This is a genomic window from Sphingomonas rhamnosi, from assembly GCF_036663615.1.
GTDB lineage: Bacteria > Pseudomonadota > Alphaproteobacteria > Sphingomonadales > Sphingomonadaceae > Sphingomonas.
In genome coordinates, this window is sequence record NZ_JAXOJJ010000004.1 from 284,709 (window position 1) to 310,422 (window position 25,714).

Below are 25,714 nucleotides of genomic sequence, written 5' to 3' on the forward strand. Positions count from 1 at the left end.
TGCCGCGCCGTCAGTATAGCAAGAGCCGAAGTACAGGGAAGCGTAATCAGGCGTCGACCGTAACTGTCGCCGGATAGTGTCGATCGAGATGCTTGCGGATGATCCGCAGGTTGCGCGTGTTGGACCGGAAGAAAAGATCGGGGATCGCGCCAACCCAAGGGATCATGCCGAACGCCCAGTCGATGCCGATATTGCTCGCCATTCGCGCGATCTGCGTCTTCGACATGCCGATATTGCGCGCTTCCCATGCCATCCATGCGCCGATCCCCGCCGCGACCGTGCTGCCGGCGATCGGGATGAGGTCCAGGACGACGTCCATGCCGACCTTGCGGTTGGTACCGGGGATGACGAACAGCCCCTCCATGACGCGCTCCATCGCCTCGATGCGACGACGGACCGACAACGGATCGCGACCGATGGGCAGGTGGCCGAAGCCGAGGGGGGATGTGGGCTGGATCATCCCCTTCAGTTGGTGTCGTTGCGCAGCCGGTTCAACGGGTGCCACGCGCGGATGTTCGGCTGCCACTGCGCGAGCCGCCGCGCGACCAGCGACCACCGCAGCGGTCGCGCGAGCGGGATGAAGGCGACGTCGGCGTTCATCGCGGCATCCGCTTCGGCGATCCGTTGCGCGCGCGCGGGGAGGGTGGGCGCTTGCCGGGCGGCATCCAGCGCCGCCTGCGCCGCGTCGCTGCACAGCACGCACGCGGTGGCCAGATACCATCGACCGCTGTCGTACGGCGCGACCGCGTCGACGAGCTTCAGGTCCGCCGTGTCGTCCAACCCGACGCGGTCGGCGGCGAGGCCGATGCGGCGCAGCGACGCGGCGATGTGCGCATAGAGGATCGTCGCGCCGGGGCCGGCGGGAAGCGCGATCCGCAGGCGGACGGCACCTTCGGTCCAGCGCGCGACCTGGCGCGCGGCGGCGGTCTGCCGCTCGGGCTGGGTGAGCAGGGTCCAGGGCGGCACCTGCGGTAGCGCCGCCGAATCGAGGATATCGGGCAGGATGCGGTCCGCCGGTGCCCAGTTGGGGGCGATCGCCGCGGTCAGCGCGGTCCGATCGATCGCCTGCGCCACCGCTGCACGGTTGGCGGGGCTGGCGAGGAACCCGTCGCGGTTGACGATCGCCAGTCCGAACAATCCGGCCGCGGGGTCGACGCGGATGTTGGCGGGTTGCACGTCGGCGGTGGCGAGCAGCGGCCAGTCGGCGAAGCTGCCGCCGCTGACCAGATCGGAGTCGCGGTTGGCGAAGCGTGCGATGGCCCGCGCGGCGCGTTCGCCGATCAGGCGGACATCGTCTTCGGGCTTGGTCTCGCGCTGGTCTTCGGGATCGGCCTGCGCAGGGTCGAACGCGGGGCGCAGCAACGGCGCCTTGCCGCTTCGCGCGACGCGGAACGGCCCGCTGCCGCCAAGGGGCCGAAGCCGCAGCAGCGCGAGCTCGGGTTGCGCGAACAGCTTGAGCAGGTCGGGGCGGGGGCGCCCCAGCCGAACCTCGATGACCTGGGGGGTCATGACGACGATCTCGTCGATCGCTGTGAGGAACGCCGCGAGGGGGTTGCGCGAATCCGGCGCGATCTGGCGGGTGAGGATGGCGACGACCTGTTCGGCGGTGACGCGCGTGCCATCGCTCCACTGGCCCTCGCGCAGGCGGAAGATGTAGCGCGTGCCATCGTCGATGACGATCCAGCGCTCGGCGAGGCCGGGTTCGATCTGGCCGGCCGCGTCGAAGCGGACCAGCCCCTGGGCGGTCGAATCGATCAGCAGGCGCGACGGGGTATCCAGCGGGCCGCGGCCGGGGTCGGCGGGGCGCGGCGTGCCGCCGATCGCGCTGACGACGACGGCGCCGGTATCGGGACGACGGTCACATCCGGTGATCAGCGTGACGGCGCCCAGCGCTAGCACAACGCGTTTCGGTACCACGGGCCACCGCCAATCCATGCTCAACGAACCATGGTGCGGACGGCGGGACTCGAACCCGCACTCCAGGGGAGGGAGATTTTAAGTCTCCTGCGTCTACCGGTTTCGCCACGTCCGCACTGGTGCTGCAACAAGCGGAGCGGCGGGGCCACGTCAAGCGACGTTGAGGCGGGCGCGCATTTCCTTGCCGGGTTTGAAATAGGGGACGCGCTTGGCGTCGACCGCGACGATCTCGCCGGTGCGGGGGTTGCGGCCCGTTCGGGCGTCGCGAGCGCGGGTGGAAAAAGCGCCGAAACCACGGAGTTCGACGCGGCCGTCGGCGGCCAGGCGCTTGCTGATCTCGTCGAAGAAGGTCGTGACGATCGCCTCGACCTCGTTGGGTTGCAGGTCGGGATGCGCTTCGCCGATCTTGAGAACCAATTCGGATCTGATCATCGCATTCGAGCCCCCGCCCATTTTCGCCAGTGGAAATATTGATTTAGGTCAATACTGACCGCGATAGCATCATTCCTGCGTGCGTCTACAACCAAAACGAGGCCGGCATGTCTGGGACATGCCGGCCGGGTAGTCTTACTTCTTGTCCGCCTCGGTGCGGGCCTTGAGCGCCTCGCCGAGGATGTTGCCGAGCGTCGCGCCCGAGTCGGACGACCCGTACTGCGCCACGGCCTGCTTCTCTTCGGAGATCTGCATCGCCTTGATCGAGAAGGTCGGCTTCTTGGACCGGTCGAAACCGGTGACCATCGCGTCGAACTTCTGGCCGACCTGGAACCGCTCCGGACGCTGCTCGTCGCGATCGCGACCCAGATCCGTGCGCTTGATGAAGCCGGTCGCGCCATCGTCGCCCTGCTGGACTTCGAGGCCCGCGTCGCGGACTTCGAGGACCGTCACGGTGACGATCGCGTTCTTGTTCAGCTTGTCGCCTGCTGCTGCGATGCCGCCGGCCGACGGCCCGCCACGCTCGAGCTGCTTCATGCCGAGCGAGATACGCTCCTTCTCGGCGTCGATGTCGAGCACCACGGCTTCGACGGTCTCACCCTTGCGATGCAGGTTGAGCGCGTCTTCACCCGAAACACCCCAGGCGATGTCGGACATGTGGACCATGCCGTCGACATCGTTGTCGAGACCGATGAACAGGCCGAATTCGGTCGCGTTCTTGACTTCGCCCTCGACGGTCGAACCGATCGGATGGGCGGCAGCGAAGGCCTCCCACGGATTTGCCTGCGCCTGCTTGAGGCCGAGCGAGATGCGACGCTTCTCGGAATCGACCTCGAGGACCATGACGTCGACTTCCTGCGAGGTCGAGACGATCTTGCCCGGGTGGACGTTCTTCTTGGTCCAGGACATTTCCGACACGTGGACCAGGCCTTCGATGCCCGCTTCCAGCTCGACGAATGCGCCGTACTCGGTGATGTTGGTCACGCGGCCGGTCAGCTTCGCGCCGATCGGATACTTGGCCGATGCACCATCCCACGGATCGCTCTCCAGCTGCTTCATGCCGAGGCTGATGCGCTGGGTGTCCTTGTTGATGCGGATGATCTGAACCTTGACGGTGTCGCCGATGTTCAGGACTTCCGACGGGTGACCGACGCGCTTGTAGCTGAGATCGGTGACGTGCAGCAGGCCGTCGATGCCGCCGAGGTCAACGAACGCACCGTAATCGGTGATGTTCTTGACGACGCCGTCGATGATCTGGCCTTCAGCCAGCGACAGGATCAGGCCCGAACGCTGCTCGGCGCGGGTCTCTTCGAGGACCGCGCGACGCGACACGACGATGTTGCCGCGCTTGCGGTCCATCTTCAGGATCTGGAAGGGCTGGGGGATGTCCATCAGCGGGGTGACGTCGCGCACCGGGCGGATGTCGACCTGCGAACCCGGCAGGAACGCGACGGCGCCGTTCAGGTCGACGGTGAAGCCACCCTTCACGCGGCCGAAGATCACGCCTTCGACGCGGGTGGTCTTGGAGAATTCGGTTTCCAGCTTGTCCCAGGCGGCTTCGCGGCGGGCGCGGTCGCGCGACAGCATCGCTTCGCCGTGGACGTTCTCGACGCGGTCGACATAGACTTCGACTTCGTCACCGATCTTGAGGTCTGCCTTCTGGCCCGGCGCTGCGAATTCGCGAAGCGGCACGCGGCCTTCGGACTTCAGACCGACGTCGATGACGGCCATGTCGTTCTCGATGCCGGTCACGGTGCCATGCACCACGCGGCCTTCGAAGCTGTCGGCGTCGCCGAGCGTTTCGTTCAGCATCGCCGCGAAATCGTCGCGGGTCGGCATTACCTGGGTTGCCATAAAGTTCAGTAATCCTAGTCTGTTTCGGGCCAACCGGTTGTCTCCGGTGGTCTTGGCCTTCGCTGCCGCGGCGACCGAATGCCGTCGCGGCGTCCGCCGGGTGGGGATATGGAGGCAGCTCGCGAAAATGCGAAAAGGGCGCGTGAGAACGAGCCTCCGCGCCTTCCTCCACGAGCAACGCTCGCCGGACGGAGTGTATGTAGCCGAAATGGGGGGCGGGGGCAAGGAGAGTGCCGGGAGAGTGCCGGGAGAGTGCCGGGAGAGTGCCGGTGCCGCGGCGGCGCGCGCCGGCCCCGCACGAATGTTGAGAATGTTGAGGCGATAGCGGTCTTTTTGCGGCCGATGCGGGGGTGTGGCGGCGGGGAGGCGCCGATAGGGCGACTGTGATGCAACGGGGACGCGACGGTGACGCAACGGGGACGCGACACTGAAGCGACATGGTGGCGCCGTGATCGCGTCGGGTCGGCGACATCGAGGCGCCGTGCGCGCGTCGGCCTCGGACGGCGGCGCGCCCAGTTTGCACGGCGGGGCGCCCAATAATCCGTCATCCCAGCGCAGGCTGGGGTCTCTTGAGGCTGGTGTTCCGCGCTCACCGCGGGAGATCCCAGCCTTCGCTGGGATGACGGCGGTAGTAAGGCTTGGGTCTCTCGAGACGGGTGTTCCGCGCCTGCCGCGCGCGATTCCAGCCTTTGTCGGGATGACGGAGGTGGGAGGGGCCGGGCTCGCGGGCCGCCGTTGCGCGCGCAGCGTTGCGGAGAAGGGGGCGGGCGATTCCATGAGTCATTCGATCATGAACGGGGCGTGTAGGACAGCGTTTTGTGCGCCGTCATCGCGGACTGGTCGGTGAGGTGGCGACGGTCTTGCTCCCCTCCCTGGAAGGGAGGGGCTGGGGGTGGGTTGGCTGCGGGAAGGCCGGCGCGGTCGCCCCAAGCCCACCCACCCCCGACCCCTCCCTTCCAGGGAGGGGAGAACAGGTGTCGAATGGCACCCCAACCCAACGTTTGTCGGGGCTGCGGCGCCATGGATGCCGGAACCAGTCCGGCATGACGGGTTATTTCGGTTTCGCGGCCTTCGCCGGTTCGGGAGTTGCCACGGGAGCGGCCGGGGCGACCGCCGGTGCCGCCGCCGTGGCGATCAGCGGGGCGGGTGCCGCGCCGCCGGCGAACGCGACCGGCACGTCCTCGTCAAGCGACGCTGTGATGACCGTGCCGGCGGGCAGTCGCGCGCTGGTGCCGGTCATGAAGAAGCCTGCCGGCAGGAACACGAGCGCGGAAACCGCCGCCGCGCCGCCGCCGCCGGCCTTGCCCTTGTCGTCGGCGATGCCCGAGATCCGGATCTGGCGATCGCCGACACGCAGGAACAGCAGCCGGACGTCGAAATGCCCGGACTTGCCCCACATGCCCTTGTTGCGGACGCTGGTGACTTCGCCGACGCCGGGCGTACCGACCGGGATCACCACGCGGCCGTCGAGCGAGACCGGTTCTGCGGTCTCGACCTCGAACCGCTGCCCGACGCGCAGCGCCTTGTTCTTCGTGGTCAGTTCGGTGCGGGTACGCACTGGAACCTGCGTGCCGATGCGCAGCACCTGGCCGGATTGCCCCCCGACGATAACGGCCTGCTGCGGCGCCGGCATGACAGCAACCTGTGCGATTGCCGTGGACGACACGCATGCCGACAGGGCGCCAATGATGGCGCCGACTTTATTGAACACGTTGAACCCCCGTTCCCTGTTGTGCCTGAAAAGGCTGGCGGATCATGGCAGTATCGGGAGGGGCGTCAATCCGGGAAAGCGATGCGAACCAAGCAATTACGTCCAAAACCGATTAGGTCTTGGTCCGCGCATCCACCAGCGCGATCGCGCGCTGGACGCTGGCTTCGATCGACAGGAAGCTGGTGTCGAGCAATGCGGCGTCGGCGGCCATCGCCAGCGGGGCGGTCGAGCGGCTGCTGTCGCGGGCGTCGCGGGCGCGGATGTCGGCGAGGACGCGGTCCTTGCTGAGCGTGCTGCCGCGCGCCTGCAACTCGGCGTGGCGGCGCTGAGCGCGGATGTTGGGGGTCGCCTTCACGAACAGTTTCGCGTCGGCCTCGGGGGCGATCACGGTGCCGATGTCGCGACCGTCGAGCACTGCGCCGCCGGGCTGGTTGGCGAAGCGGCGCTGGCGCTGGAACAAGGCGGCGCGGACCAGCGGGTGTGCCGAGACGATCGAGGCGAGCACGCCGGTCTCGTCCTCGCGTAGCGCCGGATCGTCGAGCATCGCATCGGCGAAATCGCAGGCGGCGACCGCATCGGCCTCCTGCTCGGGGTCGAGCGCCATCCGCTGCACGCTGAGGCCGACCGCGCGGTAGAGCAGGCCGGTGTCGAGATAGGGCAGCTTGTAATGCTTGGCGAGCGCGCGGGCGATGGTGCCCTTGCCCGAGGCGGCGGGGCCGTCGACGGCGATGATCATTCCGAGCCCCCAGTGAGCGCTACGAGTGTTTCGAAGAAGGCGGGATAGCTGGTCGCCACCGGGGCGATATCGTCGATCGTCACCGGCGCGGCGGCGTGGAGCCCGGCGACGACCATGCTCATCGCGATCCGGTGGTCGAGCTTCGAGGCGATCGTCGCGCCGCCCGGAATCGCGGCGCCACCGGTGCCGGTAATCGCCAGGCCGTCGTCGAACTCGTCGTACGCGACGCCGCAGGCGGCGAGCGCGGCGGCCATCGTCGCGATCCGGTCCGATTCCTTGACGCGCAGCTCGTGCGCGCCGCGCGCGGTGGTGCGGCCGGTGGCGAAGGCGGCAGCGACGAACAGGACGGGATATTCGTCGATCATGCTGGGGGCGAGGGTCGCGGGGACGTCGATCGCGGTGAGCGCGGCGTGGCGGACGCGGAGGTCGGCGACCGGCTCGCCGCCGACGGTGCGCGGGTCGAGCTCGGTGATGTCGGCGCCCATCATCCTGAGCGCGGTGAGCAGGCCGGTGCGCGTCGGGTTGAGCCCGACGTTGCGGACGACGATGTCCGAACCGGGGACGATCGACCCGGCGACCAGCCAGAAGCCGGCCGACGACGGATCGCCGGGGACGGTGATGTCCTGCGGCTTCAGTTCGGGTTCGCCGACCAGCGAGATGACGCGGCCTTCGTTGGTCTCTTCAACGGTCAGGTCGGCGCCGAAGCCGCGGAGCATCCGCTCGCTGTGATCGCGGGTGGCGACGGGTTCGATCACGCGCGTGATTCCCGGCGTGTTGAGCCCGGCGAGCAGCACCGCGGACTTCACCTGCGCGGAGGCGACGGGGAGGGTGTAGGTGATCGGCACCGCGGGGCAGATTCCGCGGACCATCAGCGGCAGGCGGCCTCCTGGGGACGCGGTGATGTCGGCACCCATCTGCGAGAGCGGCTCGATCACGCGGCCCATCGGGCGGGCGGAGAGCGAGGCGTCGCCGGTGAAGGTGGCGGTGATCGGATGGCTGGCGACCAGGCCCATCAGCAGCCGGGTCGAGGTGCCCGAATTGCCCATCTCGAGCGCGGTGCTCGGCTGGCGAAGGCCGCCGACGCCGACGCCGCGGACGCGCCAAACGGTATCGTCGCCGGGCGTGATCTGCGCCCCCATCGCGCGCATCGCGGCGGCGGTGGCGAGAACGTCTTCGCCCTCCAGCAGGCCGGTGATTCGGCTTTCGCCGACCGCGAGGCTGGCGAACATCAGCGCGCGGTGGCTGATCGACTTGTCGCCGGGAACGGTGAGCGCGCCGGCCAGGGGGCCGGCAGTCGGGACGGCAAAGGGCTGGGGAGCGGGGTGGGCCATGGGGGCGGGTCTTTGACAGTCGGCTTGCGCTATGGCAAGGCGCGCCCCACTTTGCCGGGGCATGTTCTCGGGCAAATCCAGAACACCCATCCGAAAGGTTTATCGGCATGATCAAGCCGGAATGGGGCACGAAGCGTTCGTGCCCGAAATGCGCCACGCGTTTCTACGACCTCGAAAAGGCCGACCCCGTCACCTGCATCGAATGCGGCTATGCGTGGGAGCCCGAGCCGATCCTGAAGTCGAAGCAGCCGCTGCCGTTCGAGGTGGCCAAGCCCGACACCAAGAAGCCCGATGCGGATCTCGAGGGTGACGAGGAAGAGGAAGACATCGCCTCGATCACCGGCGAGGACGAAGAGCCGTCGGCCGACGACGAGGTCGATCTGGGCGGCGACGACGATCTGGGCGTGGAAACGCCCACCGACGAAGACGAGCATTAAGTTTTTCGCGTTTTTGGCAGGCGGTGTGAACGCACCGCTTGCCAACCGGGAAGCGCCCCGTTAGGGACGCGCTTCCTGACAGGAATGGGGCCTTAGCTCAGCTGGGAGAGCGCCTGCATGGCATGCAGGAGGTCAGCGGTTCGATCCCGCTAGGCTCCACCATTCTATTCGCAGGCGATCGAGATCGTCTCGCCCGCGGGATACACGGGATCAGCACATCTACCGGGCCGCAAGCCAGCCTCAGGGTAGCTTGTCCTTCAGGTATTTGACCTGTTCGGGGGGGATGGTCGGGATCGGTTTGATGATCGTGGCCCCGCGCTCGACATACTCCTCGGCCGACGCGAGCGGCCCGTCCCACAGCGCGCGCGACACGACCTTGTGGCGATTGAAGCGTAGCGTGCCGAACGCGTTGATCTCGAACTCGCCTGAAAACTCCCATTGGCCGTTGCCGACCGGATCATAGGAACCGGTATAGGTGAAGACGAGCGGCCAGGCGCGGGGATCCACGCTCTTGTCGGGGATCGGCTCCAGCCGCGAGATCGTGATGCGGAAGTCCGATTTGGACCAGTCGCTCGACGAATCGAGATCGCGTTCGATGACGACGGTACCGATCTCGCCGAACGCGTTGCCCTCCCAGGTGATCGAGATGACCGCGTTGGCGACCGGCCGCACCTTCATGCCGACTTTGAACAAGGTGGTGGTGTATTTGCTCTTGGGCTGGTTCGCCCCCGGCATAGCCTGGCGCGCTTCGTTGGTTAGCAGCCGCTGCGCGCGGTCGTAGTTGAGCGTGAAGCTGCCCGCCGAGCCCGATACGCCCGCCTGCACCATCGCCGCCGCGCCGAGCCCGATCTGAAGCGCGTCGGCGATCTCGATCCCAGCGATGACGACCGCGACCGGGTTCTGCTGGCGCGCATAGCGATCTTCGTTCTCGTAGACATAGCTCGCCATCGTCGCGATCCGCTGGCCGCTTGGACTGGTGCCCTGGCTGCCGATCAGGCTGAGCGGCACGACGGTGGTGGCGAGGCTGCCCGACACACTCTGCGTGAAGCTGATATCGTCCGAGCTGACGACCAGATTGCCCTGGCCCGAGACCACGGGCGCCGACTGCGCGACGAAGTCGAAGGTGGCGACGTCGATCGTCGGGATCAGCGAACCGAGCCCCGGTAGCGCGCCGATAAAGCCGTTGATCGCGTCGTTCATCAGCTTGATCGTCGCGCGATACGCGTTGGTGGACGCCGCCTGGAACGACTGGCCGGCGCGCCAGTTCTTCCAGAAGAAATAGGTCGTTGGTTCGGGCAGATAATTGTTCTCGATCGTCCCGCAGGCGGTCTTGGCGCCGGCGTCGAGCCAGGCCTGGTTGAGCGACGATCCCTTGCAGTTCATCATATAGACGCTGCGGATCTGCAGCGGCTTGCCATAGTCGGTGCGCATGTCGCGGACCATCTGCGCGGTGATGTTGTTCTTGAGCGAGATCGTCCCGGTCCCGCCATGCGTCAGGATGATCAGGTCGACGATCTTCTGCGCGCGCGACAGATCGATCAGCTTGGTCTTCAGCTCTGCATAGGTGGCGGTGCCGTCGCGCAGCACGGTGACGCTGTCATATTGGTCGGGACGCGCCGCACTGTAGCGGTTGAGCGCGAGTTCGGCCGATTCGAGCAGCGTGTCGGTCGCCGCCCTGATCTTCTCGCGCAGCGCGCCGGCGAGCGGGCGCAGCGCCGCCTTCGCCATGTCGCCGCCCGCGGGCAGTCTGTCGGCGATCATGTCGACGAGCGTGCCGAGCTCGAGATCGATCCCGCCATTTTCGATCAGCACGACCAGCGCGCGCTGCTCCGCGGTGAACGGCGCCGCCCAACTCTGCGCGCGCGCCATCGGTTGCGACACGCCGCGCGATCGGGACGGGGTTCGCGCGGCGTGCGCGACGAAGCGGTTGGGTTGCATGGGCGTCTCTCCTCAAGTCGCGTCGCGCAGTTTGTTGCGGGCCTTCAATTCCTTGATCAGGAAATCGGTCTGGTCGTAGATCACTTTCGCAGCGGCGCTGGTCAGTTCGGGGGACCCGGGGGTGAACCACGCGGTCAGCGTCGCGCGCACCGCGTCCGCCGATGGCGCCGTGAGTTGCGGCACATGCTTCCACACCCGCGCGCAGAAGGTGTCGGGGTTGAACCCCGGCTGCTGGATCGCGGGATCGGCGATGTCGGCGGCGGATTGCTCGACCGCGGCCTGCATCTTGGTGAGCGTCGCGGCGGTCAGATGCCCGTCGCCGGTCAGCGTCCAGCCGTCGCCGAACCCGTTGACGACGGCGATGCCCTCGGCATTGTACTTGTCGTGGACGGTCTTCACCGCGAGATTGGCGACCATCATCGGTTCCTGTTTCGCGATCCCCTTCAGCACTTCGTAGAACATGCCCGGGGAATTGATGTCGGGGTGGCCGAGGTCGCCGATGATCCCTGCGACCGGTTCGAGCTTGCCGAACTTGGCGGGCAGGTCGCCGTGCCAGGCGACATGCGCGACCCGGTTGAGGAAGGTCTCGGTGGCTGACGTCGGCTTCCCGTTGGCGTAGAAGTTCGACATGAACAGGCTGAGCGCCTCGGCCTTGTTGAACAGGTGGCCGCCGGCGAACGCGTCGGTCAGATAATGGTCGCCGAACGCGTTGATCGTCACCGGCCAGTTCCGCGGGGACGCGTTGCGCCACGGCAACGCCTCGGGCGTCCGCGCCGCGGCCATCGCGCGCTTGTGATGCTGGTCCCACAGCCTTTTGTGGTCGTTGGGGCTGGCGATCCGCGTCGAATAGATCTTGCCGGCGAACAGCACCGTCGGGGCAAAATGCGCGAAATTGTCGGCGGCGAGCTTCAGATAACGTTGGTCGGTCGCGGCTTCCCATTCGTCGTCGGTCGCGCCCTTCGCGGCGGTGCCGAGCGCTTGGGCTAGATCCTTGTCGAGCAGGTCCTTGACGCGCTGCAGCTTGGCGAGCGGCTGCTGCATCATCTCGTCGACCGAGGCGTAGAGATCGGGCATCGCGATCAGATCGCCATAGGACAGCAACAGTCCCGGCGGCGGCCCGACCTCGAGCTGCTTTTCGTACAGGCCATGACCCGCGCGCATATGCTCGCCCGAGCCGTAAAAGGGCCGCGCGATGCTCGACTCGGGGAGCGACTGCGCGGTTGCGGCGGCCGGGACGGCGGGAGCGCCAAGCGGCGGCCGTGGCGGCGCCAGCATGCCGGGCTTAAGCGTATCGGGATCGGGAAAGAAGACCTCGTCATCGTGATGCGGCGCCGCGGCGGCCATCGGGTCCGCAGGCGGCGGTGGCGCGGGCGGCGCAACCGGTTGCGGACGGGCGAGCATGTCGCGGAGGTCGTCGCGGAACGCATCGACCGGTGGCGGCGCGGGCGTTGGCGGGATCGGTGGAAGCACCACGGCCGGTGCCGCGGCTGCGCCGTAGGACGGCGCGGGCGCGGCGGCAGGCGCTGTCGTCGGGGGTGCTGTCGGGGGCGCGGTGCCGTCGCGCTCGCGGTCGAACTGCGCGAAGCGGTTCTCGATTTCGACCGAGCCGAGGTCGTAGGCGCCGGCATATTCCATGCTCTGCGCGATCCGTTCGAAAATCTCGTGCCCCGCGCCGGGGGCGGGTACCTGCGGCGCGGGTTGCGACGCTGGCGCGGCAGGCGAGTCGTTGCGCGCTTCGGCGGGATGCGGGAATTCGGATCGCGGCACCATCGTCCGGGTCGTCGCGTCATAGGCCTTCTGCCCGGTCAGGATCGACTGCATGTCTGCCATGAAAAAGTCGTTGCTGCCGGTCAGGCTCTTCGCCGCGGCGAGCGGTTGGGGCGCGGGCGGCGGTGCCGGAGGCGACTGATAAGGCGGCGACTGATGGGGCGGCGGAACCGGCTGCGGTTCGGGCGGCGGGGCGCCGTTGGGCAGAGGCTCGGCGAACAGGTCGAGCTTTTCCTCCTCGCGTGCGCGATCCTCTTCGCTCGGCGGCGGGGCGGGGGAGACCGGGCTCGGGGTCACCGTGCCGTTGGGGATCGGCTGCGGCGCGGCGGGCGCGATGTCATCCGAGAACATCCGCGCCTTTGTGCGGTAGCGCTGGCGCAGATCGTCGTCGGCCGAAACCCATAGCGTTTCGACGGCCGCCTTGGGCTTGGCGGGCTTGGGCGCGCATTGCGCGTAATGGCCCGCATAGAGTTCGGCGACGTCGCGCGGCCCCTTGCGCCCGTTGCCGGTCTTGCTGGCAGGACCAATGCCGTAGCGACCGGCGATCAGCTCGTCATAGCTTTGCGGGCGGGTTCGCTGCTTCATCGCGCATCCTTCCGATCCTGCAGGTTGAGGCGCATCACCGCGAACGGATCGACCGTGAGCACCAGTTCGGTCGCGTGCGCGAATCGATCGGGGTGGGCCACGCGAACGCGGATCTCGTCGGGCGAACTCGACACCACGTCGGCGAGCTCGCCATCGATCACCGCGACGGGGGCGAAGCGCGGGTTGATCGCAAGCCGGCGGCCCGCGATCACCAGCGTCGGCCGCGCATCGGCATCGGCCTCCAGGCTCGCCGAACGGACGACGGGGGGTGCCTTGGCGCGCTTCGACTTCTCGATCTGGTTGGCGAGCTTGCGATAGTCGATGCTGTCGTCGACCTGTTCGATATCGACGTTCTTGCGTTCGATGGTTTTCAGATCGTCGGCGCTGGTCACCCCGATCTTGCGCAGCTTCTTCTTGGTGGTCTTGTCGAGATCGGCCTGGTCGAGCGTCACCTCGCCCTTGGCCGCGGGCGGTTTGGTGGTCGCGCGCACCTGCGTGTCGGTGATCGTGCCGAGCTGGATCGTCACCTTGGACGCGCCTTGTTGCCCGGGCTGAGCGGTCAGGAACGTCACCTCGTCGCCGTCATAGGCGGGGAAGATATTGAGATCCAAGGCGAGCTCGCGCACGGTGTAGCTGAGCGGGCGGTTGAGCGCCTTCACCGCCAGCGTCTCGCGCGTCTTGTCGAGCTCGACGACCAGCGAGTCGACGAAATCCTCGAGCTTCCAGCTGGCGTTGGTGACGCCGGTGTCCCCCGCCTCAGAGTCCATCGTGGCCCTCCTCGGGCTCGGCGGTGTCTTCGTCGCGCTCGTCGACCGCGGCGCGCAGCGTCAGGCGGTGGAAGACCGGGCCGACCGTGGTCATCAGCGGATAGAGCGGCGGGGTGGTGCCGATCCGCAGCCGCCCGTCGGGGCCGCGCGTCACGTCGAGCTGGACCGGCGAGGCGATTTCGAGCCCGGTCATCATCAGACGCTGGCCCGGCTCGCTGCCGATCACCGGCGAATGACCGGCGAAATCGAGCAGGGTCGTCGACAGCGGGCGGAAGGCCTGGTCCATGGCCTATCCCAGCGCCGGCGCGGCGGCGGCGGGCGGGGTCAGCGCGACGCGGCGGTTGAAGGCGATACGATATCCCTCGAACGCATATTCGGCCTCTTCGCGCTCGGCGGGGGCTTCGGTGTCGTCGTCGTCCATCTCGGAGTCCTTCATGACGAGAGCAGCCCGATCAGCCGCACGCCGACCGGCAGCGGCAGCTCGATCTTGGCGGGTTCGACCGCGGTGACGCAGCCCTGCGCATCGGCCGCGGTGACCCGCGCCAGCGGCACCGCGAACAGCCGCAGCGCGGGAATCGCCCACACCATGCCGCGCTCGGACGATTTCCCCGACAGTTCGACCTGATCGGTGAAGTCGCCGCCCAGCCCGAGCAGGAACGCACGGTCGCCCAGCGCCTCGACCTGTTCGGGGGGCGGGGCGTCGTGCAGGTCCCACAGCTGGCGCAGTTCGATGAGGCGCGGCACGCCGAGCTCGACCCCCGCTTTCATCCGGCCGGTGGTCAGGTCATAGGCGCTTTCGGGCTTCTCGGCGGGCGGTTTGACGCGCGGTTCGATCACCGCGTTGCGTTGATCGGCATCGATCGCAACCGTGTAGCGCAGCGCGACGTCGAGCTTCCAGCGCGCGCCGCGGGCGCCCGCCGCGCGCGCCTCCCACAGCTTGTTCCAGAACGGCCGCCAGCGCCGCAGATCGACCGGTTCGCGTTCGGGCCCGGTCTCGTCCGGTGCGCCTGCGACGAAAGCGGGGCCGACCAGCACGATCTTGCTCGATCCCAGCGCCTCGACCGGCGTGCCGCGCGCGCCTGGCCAGCGGAGCGCGCCGGTCGCGGTCAGTCGCGCGCCCGAGGGCAGCGGCGCGAGCTCGCCGGGCTCGAACACGCCCTCGATCTCGGCGCCGGGATGCAGATCCTTGAGCCGGACCTCCTTCTCGACGCGCACCGCGGGGTTACGCTCGTCGGCGAGGACGATCTTCAGGATCGCGCGTGCGAGCGGCCGCGTCGGTGCCGGCGCGCCGACGGTCAGGCGGTAGCGTAGCGCGATCCGGCCCTTGCGCGCGAACAGCAGATCGGTGCCACCCGCCCAGCCGAGCGGCGTGCCGGTCAGCGGCTCCAGGATCGCGCGCGATGCCGGCGCGGCGATGGACCGCGGCGTATCGAGTGAGCGGACCAGCGACAGCGGCGCCGCGGCGGCGCCTCCGGCTGCGCTCGCCGCCTGTAGCTTGGCGGCAAGGTCGGCGAGCGCGGCGAGGTCGGTCGGGCTGACGGTCGGCTGGCCGGCGGCGGCAGCAGCCTGCGCGTCGTGCTGCGCCTGGACGATACGATCCATCATCAGCCGCTGGTTGATGCCCTTCAGCGCCTCGGTCATCAGCGCGTTGGTCGCCGCCTGGCGGTCCTTGGCCTTTTGGTTGGCAGCGTTGGCGAGCTGCGGCAGGATCTGCACGACCTGACCGATCGCCGCGCCGATCAGTGCGTCGTCGATCCCGAAGATGAACGGCTGCGCGACCTCGGGCCGCCGGAAACCGGGGCCGAAGCGCGCGTCGTCGAGGCTGTGCGTCACCGCGACCTGCGGCGGGGCCGGGATCGTGCCTGGCAGCGCGCCGAGCACCGCCCGCAGCAATTGCGCGACGATCCCGGCCGGCGCGCCGGGGTCGCTGGCGGCGGCGCCCGTGGGCGGCGATTTGAGCGCTTCGGCGACGATCGGCTGCGCGATCTTGAGCACCGCGTCGAGGATGGTGTCGAACCCGATCGCATTGGGGTGCGCGAAGTCGCGGCGCGAGAGCGTGCGGACACCGGCGGGGGCGAGCGCGGTCACCGGATCGACCGACAGGCTGGCGGTTCGCGCGACGGCGCGACGCGGGGCACGATCGGGGGGCGCACGGCCGTCAGGGCGCGGGCGACCGCGCGGCGGCAACCGGCGCGGCAGTTCGACGACGTCGGAAAAGGTGGTCGCGCGACGACCGCCCTTCCAGCTGAACAATTGCGCAAAGCCCGCGTCGGTGCCCGGCGCCACTGCCACCGCGAGTTCGGTCGCCGACCCCATCGGACTGCCATCGGTTCGCCGCGGCGGCGTCGCGAAACTGACCGGCTCGACGAAGTCGGCGCCCGCCCGTCTGACAACCCCGCTGCCGATCCGGATCTCGAATTCGGTGTTGGTGCCGGTGTCGACCGCGAACCGATAGCGCGCCGAGTCCCTGGCCGAATCAGCGGGCTCGTCTTCGGTATCGACGAGATCGAGCAGCGCGAGGGCCATCGCGTGCTCACTTGCCCGGCAACGCGGGCGCCGCGGCCGCCGGCTTCAGCGCGGCGGTGCCGCCATCCGCGTACATCGTCGCGAAATTGTCGAGCTTGAAATAGTCGGTGGCGAATTCGATCTTCACCGCGCCTTTCAGCACCGCGGTCAGATCGTCGGTCGCCTTCTTGTCCGACGTGTTGACCTGGATGTTGGTGTTCGAGACCGCGACGCTGCCCGACGGGCCGCCGAACAGCCCGAACAGCGGCGGGTCGTAATCGAACTGCGCGTTGACGGTGTTGATGTTCTGATCGTCGTGGTGCGCGGTCGAGGCGCGCGTCGCCTTGATCGAGAATTCGACGCTGGCGTCGATCGTGCCCTTGCGCACCACCAGTCGCGTGACCCCCATCAGGATGATCTCGCGCAGCGCCGCGCGGTGTTCCTTCGCCATCTGGATCTTGGCGTCGAGCACCGCGCGCTTGACGACCGAATCCTCCATGTCGACCTTCTCGCCGGTCGGGTCGGTCAGCGCGAGCTTGGTCGAGCCGTCGGCGTTCTTCTCGGTGACGACGTTATACTGGTCCGAGCGATTCTCGGCGAGCTTGGCGAAGGTGTCGTCGTCCTTCACTTTCTTGATGAATTCGGCGGCGGGCTTGGCGGCCTCCTTCATCAGCTTGATGAAGCTGTCGGTCTGTTGCTTCATGACCTTCAGATTGGCGTCGAACACCGCCTTCAGCAGGTCGGCGACGAAGGCGGGGAAGTCGACCGAGTCGACGAGTTCGTTGAACGCCGCGGTGTCGCCCTGGAACCCCGGGTCATAGCCCTTATAGCCCATCTGCTTGCCGCTGTCGGTCGCGAAGGGCCGTGCCAGCTTGTTGATGTGGTCGTCGACCATCTGGTTGTAGACGATGCGTTTTTCGTGATCGGGCATCGCCAGGAACGACTGGCTTTCGGCCAGCACTTCGCGCGTTTGTGCGCGCGCCATATCGCGCATCTGGTCGCGGCTGGGCGCTTCGGCATAGGCTTGCATGGTCTCCGCCTCCTCGTCCTGGCCTGTCAGAAGTCCCAGCCGCCGGCGGCGGTGGCGCTGTCATGGTCGCCATGCGCGCCGTCGCCCTCGTCGTAAGTGGCGCCGCTCTCGTGCCCGGACCGCGGCGGCGGCCGGTCGTCATGGCCCTCATCGGGTATATCCTCGTCCGATCCGCGCCCGCGGCGGCGTGGCGCCAGCTTGCTCTCGGTCGTGATATACCCGTCGACCAGGCTGATGAACGCCGAGAAACTGCGATCGTCCTCGAACGCCGCGGGGTCGTAATCGGCGACCGCCTCGATGATCGCCATGCCCTGCCGCGCCTTGGCATAGAGCAGCGCGGCGGCGCGGGGTGCGCGCTTCTTGGCATCCTTGGGCCGCTCGGCGTTGAGCTTGTCGACGATCCGTTTCCAGCTGCCGCCCGCGGGCAGGATCTGCCGCGCCACCGCCGGGTTGCGCATGAACCGGGTCAGCACGAAGTTGATCTCCGCATCGACCACCGGCGCGACCACCTGCGGCCAGCCGATGCAGTAGGTCGACAGATTATACTGCAGATCCTCGACCGCCTGCATGACGTTCTGCTTCGAGACGAAGCTGTCGGGGTTGTAGCTTTCCTGCGCGCGATCGAGATAGCGCGCGGCTTCGAGCATCAGCACCTGCCACAGCGAGCGGAATTCGGCGTTGCGCTCCATCCCCTCCATCAGCTCGCCGTCACCCTGATCGAACACCGCGCGCGCGAACATCGTCCGTTCGGACGCGCGCGTGCGATCCTCGATCGGCTGGCCGGGCGCCGCCAGGTCGCGGAACTTGTTCGACAGCGCGTAGAGCTTGAGGTCGGCGCGCACCGCGCGATCCGCCGCGCTCATCCCGCCGCCGACGACCATGCGGCTGTGGATCAGATAATCGACCGCATCGAACAGCTGCAACTCGTCGCCGAGCACCATCCCGTGGAACAGCTGCGCGGCGTAGCGCACCGCGTCGCGGTCGACATCGACCTCCTGGTCGATGCTGTCCTGGAACTGCACCCGCCAGCCGCGATCCTCGCCCGGCGCCTCGACCGGCTCGGCGACCAAAGCGGGCTCCTGATCATAGGCCAGGCTGATGAAATGCGGCAGAAAATACTTGGCGTTGCTTGCCGTGATCGGGACCGGCGAGGTCTGGATCAGCGAGACCAGCTTGAGCCGGATATGCGGGGGGATGACACCGAGATTGGCGTCGTCGATCAGCTTGCCGGCTTCGGCATTGTACATGAGGTCGCGCGCGATCTCGTCGACCGCGCCCGCAAACGCCGCCTTGGCGAACGACGGCGCCTTGGCCTTTATCCGTTCGCTGAACGCCTTGCCGTCCTCGTGATAGTCGGGGACCTTCAGCCTACGTGCCTCGACGATCGCGCGCGCCGCGCTGACCGTGGCATAATCGATCACGGCCTTCACGCCGGCGCGGTTGGTCAGCAGGTAATGGACCATCGATTCGGCGTCGCGGATCCGCGCGACGTGCCAAGCGCGCGCGATCAGATAGTCGCGGATATGGTCACGTCCGTCGATCACCGCCCGGGTGTTGGGGCCGAGCCGCCAGCGGCTCGCGGTCAGCTGATCCTGGACGTCGTATTTGACCTCGGCGAGTTCGGGGTCCTGGTCGTCGACATAATCCGACAGGGTGATCCGCGCCGGATCGTCCTTCGCCTTGGCGAGGAAGTCGGCCAGGCTGTCCTTGGGCCAGCCCTGTTGCAACACCTCCGCCTTGGGCCGCCACGGCAACAGCGGGCGCGCAAGCAGGCGATCGATCGTCGTGCCGTCGCCGACCGCGATCGCGGTGTCCGCGCCGTTGCCCGACCCTTCCTCGTCGTCCTTCTCGTCCGCCTCGATGCGGATCACGCGTTTGCCGAGCAGGTCGTCGAGCCGCGCGAGCTGCCTGTCGACATCGGCGTCGATCGCGGTCGCGAAGCTGCCGTCCATCAGCGACAGCCGTTGCAGGCGAAACGCCGATGCGCGATCGGTCAGGGGAAGGGTCTTGTTCATCGAACGTCCTTCATCATCGGGCCATGGAGCTCGGGCCGTTGAGTTCGTGCGCGAGATATTTGAGCGCGTCGGCGAGGTTGAGCGCGCCGTATCCGCCGCGTTCGGTGCGCAACCGGCCATCGCTGCGCTCGCAGCTGTGGCGGAAGATGCGGGTCAGATCGGCATGGCTGAGCCGCGCGCCGAACTGCCGCGCGAGCGACTTCATCAGCCCGACCGCGCCCGAGACGAAGGGCGCCGCCTGCGACGTGCCCGATGCGGTGGCATAGCCGCCATCGGCGAACGCGCTGTAAATCCGGGAGCCCGGCGCGACGAGACCGATCCGCGCGCCGTAAGAGGTGAAGCCGGCGACCGCGCCATCCTCGTCGGTCGCGCCGACCGCCCAGACGCCATCGAGCGCGCCGGGATAATATTTCTCCGACGTGCCGTCGTTGCCGCTGGCCGCCACCACCGTGACGCCCTTGGCGAGCGCGTAGCGGATCACGTCCTCGTGCGGCAGGCCGCCGCCCGCGTGGCGGATGCCGAGGCTCATGTTGATGACGTCGGCGCCGTTGTCGACCGCGTATTTGATCCCGGCGTTGATGTTGTCGACGATCCCCGCGCCGACCTTGCGACCGTGGCTCGCCATCGTCGCGAGCACGCGCACCGCCATCAACGAACAGTCGGGCGCGACGCCCTCGTCCATCTTGAGCCCGCGTGCGGCGATGATTCCCGAGACGTGCGTCCCGTGTCCGACCTCGTCTTGCGGCACGTCGTCGAGCCCGAGAAAATCACCCACGAAATCGCTGGTGTCGAGCCCGTTGAGATCGACGAAATCCATCCGCTTGGTGACCCGGTCGCGCAGTTCGGGATGGTTGATGTCGACCCCGGTATCGAGCACCGCAATGGTCACGTCGCGCCGGCCGCGCGTCATCAGCTTGGCATAAGGCAGTTGGATCAGGTCGCCGGCGCCCCCGCGCGACGCCTGGGACGCGAGCCCTTGGGTGGGCAGCTCGGCGCCGGCCACGCGGATCGGGAAGGCCTGTTCGACCTCGGGAAGAGCGGCGATGCGCGCGATCAGCGTATCCGGCAGCTCGGCATCCTGCTGGAGGATGATGCGGTAGGTCCGTTCAAGCCCGTGCGCACGTTCGTCCGCGCTGCCGCCGGGCGCGAGCAATTCATATTCCTGCGTCACCCAGAAGCCGAGCGAGGATTCGCGCATCACCGCGTCGAAGCGGGGGGTGAACGCGGTGATCACCCGCGACTTGTCGTTGATGAAGCGCCGCCAGGCGGGCGCGTCGATCCGCGGCACAGGCCCCGCGCGCAACTTGACGACGAGATGCTGCTTCATCGCTCAGCCCCGCGGATGGCGGCTGTCGCAGACGAGCCGGCGCAGCAGCGCGACGAGCGCGTCGAATTCGCCGAACACGCCGAGCGTATGACCGTCGAGGTCGCGGACGGTGCCCCGCGTCGTCCCGTCGGAACAACCGCGGTCGCCGTTGCCGGATCGCGACGTTTCGCGCCACCAGCGGACCACGACGGTCGATGCTGGCGCGGTTCCGCGCTCCACCGGCTTGTCACCCGCTCCTGGGTCATTCACGCCGCCCTCCAGTCGCGCGACTCCGCGCCGGACCACCTTGCAACCGGACCGATCACGCGCGGATCACACGATGATCACGGTGCCGTCACAGCGGGGGATTGATGGGTCTATTGTGCGCCGCCAGCACCTGATCGACGACGCGCAACGTGCGCATCAGATCGCGCCGCACGCGCAGCATCGTCGCGCGCAGCGCGATGTCGTCATGCGTGTCGGGGGCGATCCGCACCGGCGCGCTGGTCGCACCGATGCGCGCCGCGAGCGCCAGCGTGGCCGGCATCGGTTCGACCCCCAGCTCCGCGCCCAGCAACGCGGCATAGGCATGGAATTGCTGGATCGCGAGCGCCTGATTGCCGCATTCGACATGAGCCGTCATCAGCAGGCGCTGCGCGTCTTCGCGGAGCGGTTCGGCCGATACCAGCCGCTGCAGCGAAGTCCGCGCCGCGGGCCAGTTCGCCGCGGCCGATTCCGCCATCGCCAACGCATAGGTCGCGTCGAGATGGAGCGTGCGCAGCCGTTCGCGTTCGAGCGCGATGGCGTCGCCGCCATGCTCGCGCAGAAAATCGTCGCGATAGAGCGCGAGCGCGCGGGCGAGCCGGGCGCGAACGCTGGCGTCGGCCAGGCTGGCGGGGTGGTGGACCGCCGCAGCGGCGCGGCGTTCGAAGGCGAGCACGTCGATCCACAATCGCGTGTCGCTCGCCAACGCGACGAAGTCGCCGCTCGGGCGGATCGGCGACGCGCCGCCGGGCATCCGCGTCTTGAACCGCCACAGCGTGGTCGCAAGGCAGCGCCGTGCGGCCAGTTCGTCCTTCTCGGGCCAGATAGCGGCGGCGAGCTTCGAGCGGGTGGCGCGGCGGTTGGGCGAGGCGACCAGGCTGCCGATCACCGACCACCATGTCTCCGGCATCGCCAGGACTCCGTGGCCCGTGAGCGACAATGTGCCGCCGCCGAACAACTGGATCGACCAAGTCGCCATGGTTTCCCCTCCCCGTCGCGCGAAGTTCGAGTCGCGAGACCGGAAGACTAGACCCGATCCTGGTCGAATTTAAGTCTATTCGGGCGGGTGCCAAGTCTTAGACAAATAAACCTGTGAACCAATAGGTTGATGCGCCGATCAAGGCGGCGGCGGGGAGAGTCAGCGTCCAGGCGATGATGATGTTGCTGGCGACGTTCCAGCGCACCGCCGACAGCCGGCGCGCCGCCCCGACGCCGACGATCGCGCCGGTGATGGTGTGCGTCGACGATACCGGGATGCCCCAGAAGGTCGCGGCGAACAGCGTGATCGCGCCGCCGGTCTCGGCACAGAACCCCTGCGCCGGGGTCAGGCGAGTGATCTTCGACCCCATGGTGTGGACGATCCGCCAGCCGCCCGACAGCGTGCCGAGCGCCATCGCCGCCTGGCACGACAGCACGACCCACAGCGGGACGTGGAACTCGCCACCGAGCAGGCCCTGCGAATAGAGCAGCACCGCGATGATCCCCATCGTCTTCTGCGCGTCGTTGCCACCGTGGCCAAGTGAATAGAGCGCGGCCGAGATCAGCTGGAGCTTGCGGAACCGCTTGTCGACGCCGATCGGGGTGAGTTTCAGGCTGGTCCAGGCGACCGCGAGGACCAGCACGAGCGCGAGCATCAGCCCGATCGCGGGCGAGGCGAAGATCGCGACGACGGTCTTGATCACGCCGCTCCACACGATCGCGCCGACGCCGATCTTCGCGATGCCCGCGCCGAGCAGGCCGCCGATCAGCGCGTGGCTGCTGCTGCTGGGGATGCCGAGCACCCAGGTGATGACGTTCCACGCGATCGCGCCGATCAGCGCGGCGAAGATCACTTGCGCGTCGATCACCTGCGCCTGGACGATGCCGGTGCCGACAGTCTGCGCGACGTGGAGGCCGAACACCGCGAACGCGATGAAGTTGAAGAACGCGGCCCACAGCACGGCATATTGCGGTTTCAGGACGCGGGTGGAGACCACGGTCGCGATCGAGTTCGCGGCGTCGTGGAGCCCGTTGAGGAAATCGAACATCAGCGCGATGCCGATCAGCGCGACGAGGAGGGGGAGGGAAAGGATCATGCGCTCGATCCCGGGGTGACCGAACTCCCCTCCCTGGAAGGGAGGGGGCGGGGGTGGGTGGAAGCCGGGCGCAAATGGTCGCGGCGCGAGGGGCGACCCACCCCCCGCCCCTCCCTTCCAGGGAGGGGAGTGCCGCCGTGCCGCGCCTCACGCATGATCGATCACCAGCCCCTGGATTTCGTTCGCGACGTCCTCGAACCGGTCGACCACCTTTTCCAGGCTGCCATAGATCTCGCGCCCGACGATGAACGCCATCGGGTCGGCGCCGCCCTTCGACGCCTGGAACAGCGCCTTGATCCCGGCGTCGTGGATGTCGTCGGCATGGCCCTCGATCTGGATCAGCCGCGCTGTGAGATCGTGAAGACGACCGGCGTTCGACCCGAGCGAGCGGAGCAGCGGGATCGCCTCCGCGGTGAGCCGCGCGGCCTCGACGATGATCCCGGCCATGTCGCGCATCTCGGGCGCGAAGTCGGTGACTTCGTACAGCAGGATCGCGTTGGCGGTGCCGTTCATCTGGTCGATCGCGTCGTCCATCACGCCGATCAGATCGGTGATCGCGCTGCGGTCGAACGGCGTCACGAACACCCGGCGGACGTCCTGCAGGACCTCGCGGATGATGTCGTCGGCCTCGTGCTCGCGCTTGACGATCTCGGCCACCTGGCTCTCGATCGAGCCTTCGCCGTGCAGCAGCCGCGCGAGCGCGTCGGCGCCCGCGACCAGCGTTGCGGCATGCGCGTCGAACAATTCGAAGAAGCGGCCCTGTTTGGGCATCAAAGACTGGAACCAGCCCAGCATCGGAATTCTCCTTTTGGCGCTCGTGCGCACGATCGGTAGGACACGCTGCGCGAACGGCGCCAGGACAGGCGGTTCGCGAAAAGCCATGATCAGCGCCTTCAGGCCGGGCTCATCCACCGCCGCCGCCGCGCGATCAAGCGGAAACCAGCGAGTCTCGCGCTGATGCCGCTCGGGCCATTCCGCCAGCTGTTCGACGAAGGCGAGCGGGAAGACGGTCACGATCCGCTCGCGGAAGCGGCCGGTGCGGCGCTTCTTGGCATAGGCGAAGCTGCCGACCGGGCTGGGGCAAGGGATGCCGCGGATGCCGGCCTCCTCATAGGCTTCCTGCGCCGCCGCCTCGTGCGCGGCGAGCCCGGCGATCGGATTGCCCTTGGGGATCACCCAGCGCCCGGTGTCGCGCGACGTGATCAGCATCACCTGCGTGCGGCCGTCCGCGTCGACGATATAGGGAAGTGCGCCAATCTGCTGGATGTCGAAATTCCGTGCCGGTGATGCGCGACGGTACAGCCTGGGCGGGTTGGTTGCCACCGATCCATGATGACGCGTGCGCGGTTTTCGGACGCGCGCGGGCCGCGCACCACGTCTCGCAATCGTCCCATTTCCGTACAGCTCGGTCCGAACTCAGCACTGCCGGAATCGTAAACGACGCGTTAACTATTCGCTATGACCAGACGCCTCGTCCTCACCACCGAAGCCGCGCGCCACCCGTTCCGCCGATCGTTGCCGCCGCCGGGCGTCGCACCCGCGCGCCGCAGCGATGACGAGGACTGGCGGCTGTTCGCGCTGAGCTTCGCGGCGTTCTTCACCTGCTTCTACAGCTTCATCTTCTGAAGCCAGCGCCCGGCGCGATCAGTCGCAGGCGCGGTGGAGCTTGTGCGCGATCCACGCCGAGACCACGCACATCGCCGCGACCAGGAACAGCATGTCCTCGGGCGTCACGCCCATAGCGGTGATGCCGAGTACCGCGAACGCGCCGATCGTCATCGCGCCGGCATTGACGACGTTGTTCGCCGCGACGGTACGCGCGGTCTGGTCCTTTTCGACGGTCGTCGTCAGGAAGGCGTAGAGCGGCACGACGAACATGCCCCCCGTGATCGCGATCGCCAGCAGCGTCAGCAACAGCGGGATGGCGCCCGGCTGCGCGATGAAGCCCGCCCAGTCGTAATAGGTGCCCGCCGGCGCCTGCGTCCAGGCGCGTGCGATGAACGAGAACAGCACCACGAACGCCCCCATCGCGATCACCGAGGCGGGCGCGAACTTGGCGGAGATGCGCCCCTTCAACATCGAGTTGATGACGACCGAGCCGATCGCGACGCCGACCGAGAACACCGCGATGACGAAGCTCGCGACTCGCTCGTCGGCGGTCAGCACGTTCTTCACCAGCGGCGGGAACACGATGATCAGCACCGATCCGATCGTCCAGAAGAAGCTGATCGCGCAGATCGCCAGGAACAGCCGCGGGATGTGCAGGGTCGCACGGATCAGTCGCCACGATGCGGTGAAGGGGTTGTAGTCGAGCTTGAGCTGGGGCCCCTCGCGCGGGGCGGGCGGGACGTGGCGCCCGGCGAACCAGCCGACGATCGCGATCACGATCACGGTGGCGGCGGCGCCCTCGATCGAGATCCAGCCGGCCAGCACGGTGCCCATCAGGATCGCGAGATAGGTGCCGGCCTCGACCAGCCCGGTGCCGCCCAGCACCTCGTCGGGACGCAGATGCTGCGGCAGGATCGCGTATTTGATCGGGCCGAAGAAGGTCGAATGCACGCCCAGGCACAACACGGCGCCGAGCATCAGCGACAGGCCGATCGTCGAATGCCCCGCGCGTGCCACCATCAGCCCCGTGGCGCCGAGCAGCATGATGCCGATCTCGACGGTCTTCACGATCCGAATGATCCGCGCCTTGTCGAAACTATCCGCCAATTGCCCCGCGAGCGCCGACAGCAGGAAGAACGGCAGGATCGAGATTCCCGTCGCCAGCGCGTTGAAGTTCGCCTCCACCTTCGGATCGTTGAAGATCGCATAGGTCGCGAACAGGACCATCGAGGTCTTGAACAGATTGTCGTTGAACGCGCCGAGGAACTGCGTGGTGAACAGGGGCAGGAAGCGACGTTGCTTCAGCAACCCCATGGCGTTGAGCATAGGAGAAATGGCCCGATCGTGGCGGATTGACGGCACCAGCCTTACCGCAGCGCCCGCCGTGCGCCAACGCTTAAACCGGTTCCGTGGCGGCGCCGACCGGTATAGGGGGG

General features: G+C 67.9%; 23 protein-coding genes and 2 tRNA genes. 3 read left to right on the forward strand and 22 right to left on the reverse strand.

Annotation, left to right across the window (positions count from 1 at the left end):
- Positions 1 to 46 precede the first annotated feature (46 nt).
- The 8 genes from U1701_RS10995 to aroA all read right to left on the reverse strand — a co-directional run bounded on the left by U1701_RS10995 (position 47) and on the right by aroA (position 7,981).
- Positions 47 to 460, reverse strand: coding sequence for a DUF4112 domain-containing protein (locus U1701_RS10995; protein ID WP_332782608.1), 414 nt, complete (start codon positions 458 to 460; stop codon positions 47 to 49).
- A 5-nt stretch (positions 461 to 465) separates the two neighbouring features.
- Positions 466 to 1,917 (reverse strand): ABC transporter substrate-binding protein, encoded by a 1,452-nt coding sequence (locus U1701_RS11000; protein ID WP_332782609.1) that lies wholly within the window; start codon positions 1,915 to 1,917, stop codon positions 466 to 468.
- 31 nt (positions 1,918 to 1,948) lie between these two features.
- A tRNA-Leu gene (locus U1701_RS11005) sits at positions 1,949 to 2,032 on the reverse strand.
- A gap of 35 nt (positions 2,033 to 2,067) precedes the next feature.
- Positions 2,068 to 2,349 carry an integration host factor subunit beta gene (locus U1701_RS11010; protein WP_332782610.1) on the reverse strand — a complete coding sequence of 94 codons (282 nt, stop codon included), beginning with the start codon at positions 2,347 to 2,349 and terminating at the stop codon, positions 2,068 to 2,070.
- Positions 2,350 to 2,484: 135 nt separating this feature from the next.
- Positions 2,485 to 4,203: a 30S ribosomal protein S1 gene (gene rpsA, locus U1701_RS11015; RefSeq protein WP_332782611.1), complete on the reverse strand. Its 1,719-nt coding sequence runs from the start codon at positions 4,201 to 4,203 to the stop codon at positions 2,485 to 2,487.
- A gap of 1,051 nt (positions 4,204 to 5,254) precedes the next feature.
- On the reverse strand, positions 5,255 to 5,836 hold the full coding sequence (locus U1701_RS11020; RefSeq protein WP_332782612.1) for a hypothetical protein: 582 nt from the start codon (positions 5,834 to 5,836) through the stop codon (positions 5,255 to 5,257).
- Positions 5,837 to 6,026: 190 nt separating this feature from the next.
- Positions 6,027 to 6,650 (reverse strand): (d)CMP kinase, encoded by a 624-nt coding sequence (gene cmk, locus U1701_RS11025; RefSeq protein ID WP_332782613.1) that lies wholly within the window; start codon positions 6,648 to 6,650, stop codon positions 6,027 to 6,029.
- Entirely contained in the window at positions 6,647 to 7,981 is a 1,335-nt protein-coding gene (gene aroA, locus U1701_RS11030; protein ID WP_332782614.1) for a 3-phosphoshikimate 1-carboxyvinyltransferase, read from the reverse strand. Before aroA ends, cmk begins: the two co-directional genes overlap by 4 nt.
- 107 nt (positions 7,982 to 8,088) lie before the next feature.
- Between aroA and U1701_RS11035 the strand changes: the two genes are divergently transcribed.
- Both U1701_RS11035 and U1701_RS11040 read left to right on the forward strand, forming a co-directional pair.
- Positions 8,089 to 8,418, forward strand: a complete 330-nt coding sequence (locus U1701_RS11035) for a TIGR02300 family protein (protein WP_332782615.1) — start codon at positions 8,089 to 8,091, stop codon at positions 8,416 to 8,418.
- A gap of 86 nt (positions 8,419 to 8,504) precedes the next feature.
- Positions 8,505 to 8,580: transfer RNA gene (locus tag U1701_RS11040), tRNA-Ala, on the forward strand.
- Between the two features lie 78 nt (positions 8,581 to 8,658).
- On the opposite strand, the gene U1701_RS11045 is transcribed toward U1701_RS11040, so the two are convergent.
- The 13 genes from U1701_RS11045 to U1701_RS11105 form a co-directional block, all read right to left on the reverse strand.
- A complete protein-coding gene (locus U1701_RS11045; protein ID WP_332782616.1) occupies positions 8,659 to 10,356 on the reverse strand; it encodes a hypothetical protein in 1,698 nt (565 codons plus the stop codon).
- A gap of 12 nt (positions 10,357 to 10,368) precedes the next feature.
- Entirely contained in the window at positions 10,369 to 12,708 is a 2,340-nt protein-coding gene (locus U1701_RS11050) for a hypothetical protein (protein ID WP_332782618.1), read from the reverse strand.
- Positions 12,705 to 13,475, reverse strand: coding sequence for a hypothetical protein (locus U1701_RS11055; protein WP_332782619.1), 771 nt, complete (start codon positions 13,473 to 13,475; stop codon positions 12,705 to 12,707). Before U1701_RS11055 ends, U1701_RS11050 begins: the two co-directional genes overlap by 4 nt.
- On the reverse strand, positions 13,465 to 13,761 hold the full coding sequence (locus U1701_RS11060) for a hypothetical protein (RefSeq protein ID WP_332782620.1): 297 nt from the start codon (positions 13,759 to 13,761) through the stop codon (positions 13,465 to 13,467). The genes U1701_RS11055 and U1701_RS11060 overlap by 11 nt, the downstream gene beginning before the upstream one ends.
- 3 nt (positions 13,762 to 13,764) lie before the next feature.
- On the reverse strand, positions 13,765 to 13,896 hold the full coding sequence (locus U1701_RS11065; RefSeq protein WP_332782621.1) for a hypothetical protein: 132 nt from the start codon (positions 13,894 to 13,896) through the stop codon (positions 13,765 to 13,767).
- Positions 13,897 to 13,907: 11 nt separating this feature from the next.
- A complete protein-coding gene (locus tag U1701_RS11070; protein ID WP_332782622.1) occupies positions 13,908 to 16,001 on the reverse strand; it encodes a hypothetical protein in 2,094 nt (697 codons plus the stop codon).
- A gap of 7 nt (positions 16,002 to 16,008) precedes the next feature.
- Positions 16,009 to 17,010, reverse strand: a complete 1,002-nt coding sequence (locus U1701_RS11075) for a hypothetical protein (protein WP_332782623.1) — start codon at positions 17,008 to 17,010, stop codon at positions 16,009 to 16,011.
- Between the two features lie 26 nt (positions 17,011 to 17,036).
- Entirely contained in the window at positions 17,037 to 19,025 is a 1,989-nt protein-coding gene (locus U1701_RS11080) for a hypothetical protein (RefSeq protein ID WP_332782624.1), read from the reverse strand.
- Positions 19,026 to 19,038: 13 nt separating this feature from the next.
- Positions 19,039 to 20,352, reverse strand: a complete 1,314-nt coding sequence (locus tag U1701_RS11085; RefSeq protein ID WP_332782625.1) for a S8 family peptidase — start codon at positions 20,350 to 20,352, stop codon at positions 19,039 to 19,041.
- A gap of 3 nt (positions 20,353 to 20,355) precedes the next feature.
- On the reverse strand, positions 20,356 to 20,601 hold the full coding sequence (locus U1701_RS11090; protein ID WP_332782626.1) for a hypothetical protein: 246 nt from the start codon (positions 20,599 to 20,601) through the stop codon (positions 20,356 to 20,358).
- A gap of 85 nt (positions 20,602 to 20,686) precedes the next feature.
- Positions 20,687 to 21,574, reverse strand: coding sequence for an AfsR/SARP family transcriptional regulator (locus tag U1701_RS11095; RefSeq protein WP_332782627.1), 888 nt, complete (start codon positions 21,572 to 21,574; stop codon positions 20,687 to 20,689).
- A gap of 97 nt (positions 21,575 to 21,671) precedes the next feature.
- Positions 21,672 to 22,670 carry an inorganic phosphate transporter gene (locus U1701_RS11100; protein WP_332782628.1) on the reverse strand — a complete coding sequence of 333 codons (999 nt, stop codon included), beginning with the start codon at positions 22,668 to 22,670 and terminating at the stop codon, positions 21,672 to 21,674.
- Positions 22,671 to 22,817: 147 nt separating this feature from the next.
- A complete protein-coding gene (locus U1701_RS11105) occupies positions 22,818 to 23,936 on the reverse strand; it encodes a DUF47 family protein (protein ID WP_332782734.1) in 1,119 nt (372 codons plus the stop codon).
- A 192-nt stretch (positions 23,937 to 24,128) separates the two neighbouring features.
- On the opposite strand from U1701_RS11105, the gene U1701_RS11110 reads away from it, so the two are divergent.
- Complete coding sequence (locus U1701_RS11110; RefSeq protein WP_332782629.1) at positions 24,129 to 24,296, forward strand: hypothetical protein; 168 nt, start codon at positions 24,129 to 24,131, stop codon at positions 24,294 to 24,296.
- Between the two features lie 18 nt (positions 24,297 to 24,314).
- Here U1701_RS11110 and U1701_RS11115 read toward each other — a convergent pair whose 3' ends face one another.
- Complete coding sequence (locus U1701_RS11115; protein ID WP_332782630.1) at positions 24,315 to 25,604, reverse strand: MFS transporter; 1,290 nt, start codon at positions 25,602 to 25,604, stop codon at positions 24,315 to 24,317.
- Between the last annotated feature and the right edge of the window lie 110 nt (positions 25,605 to 25,714).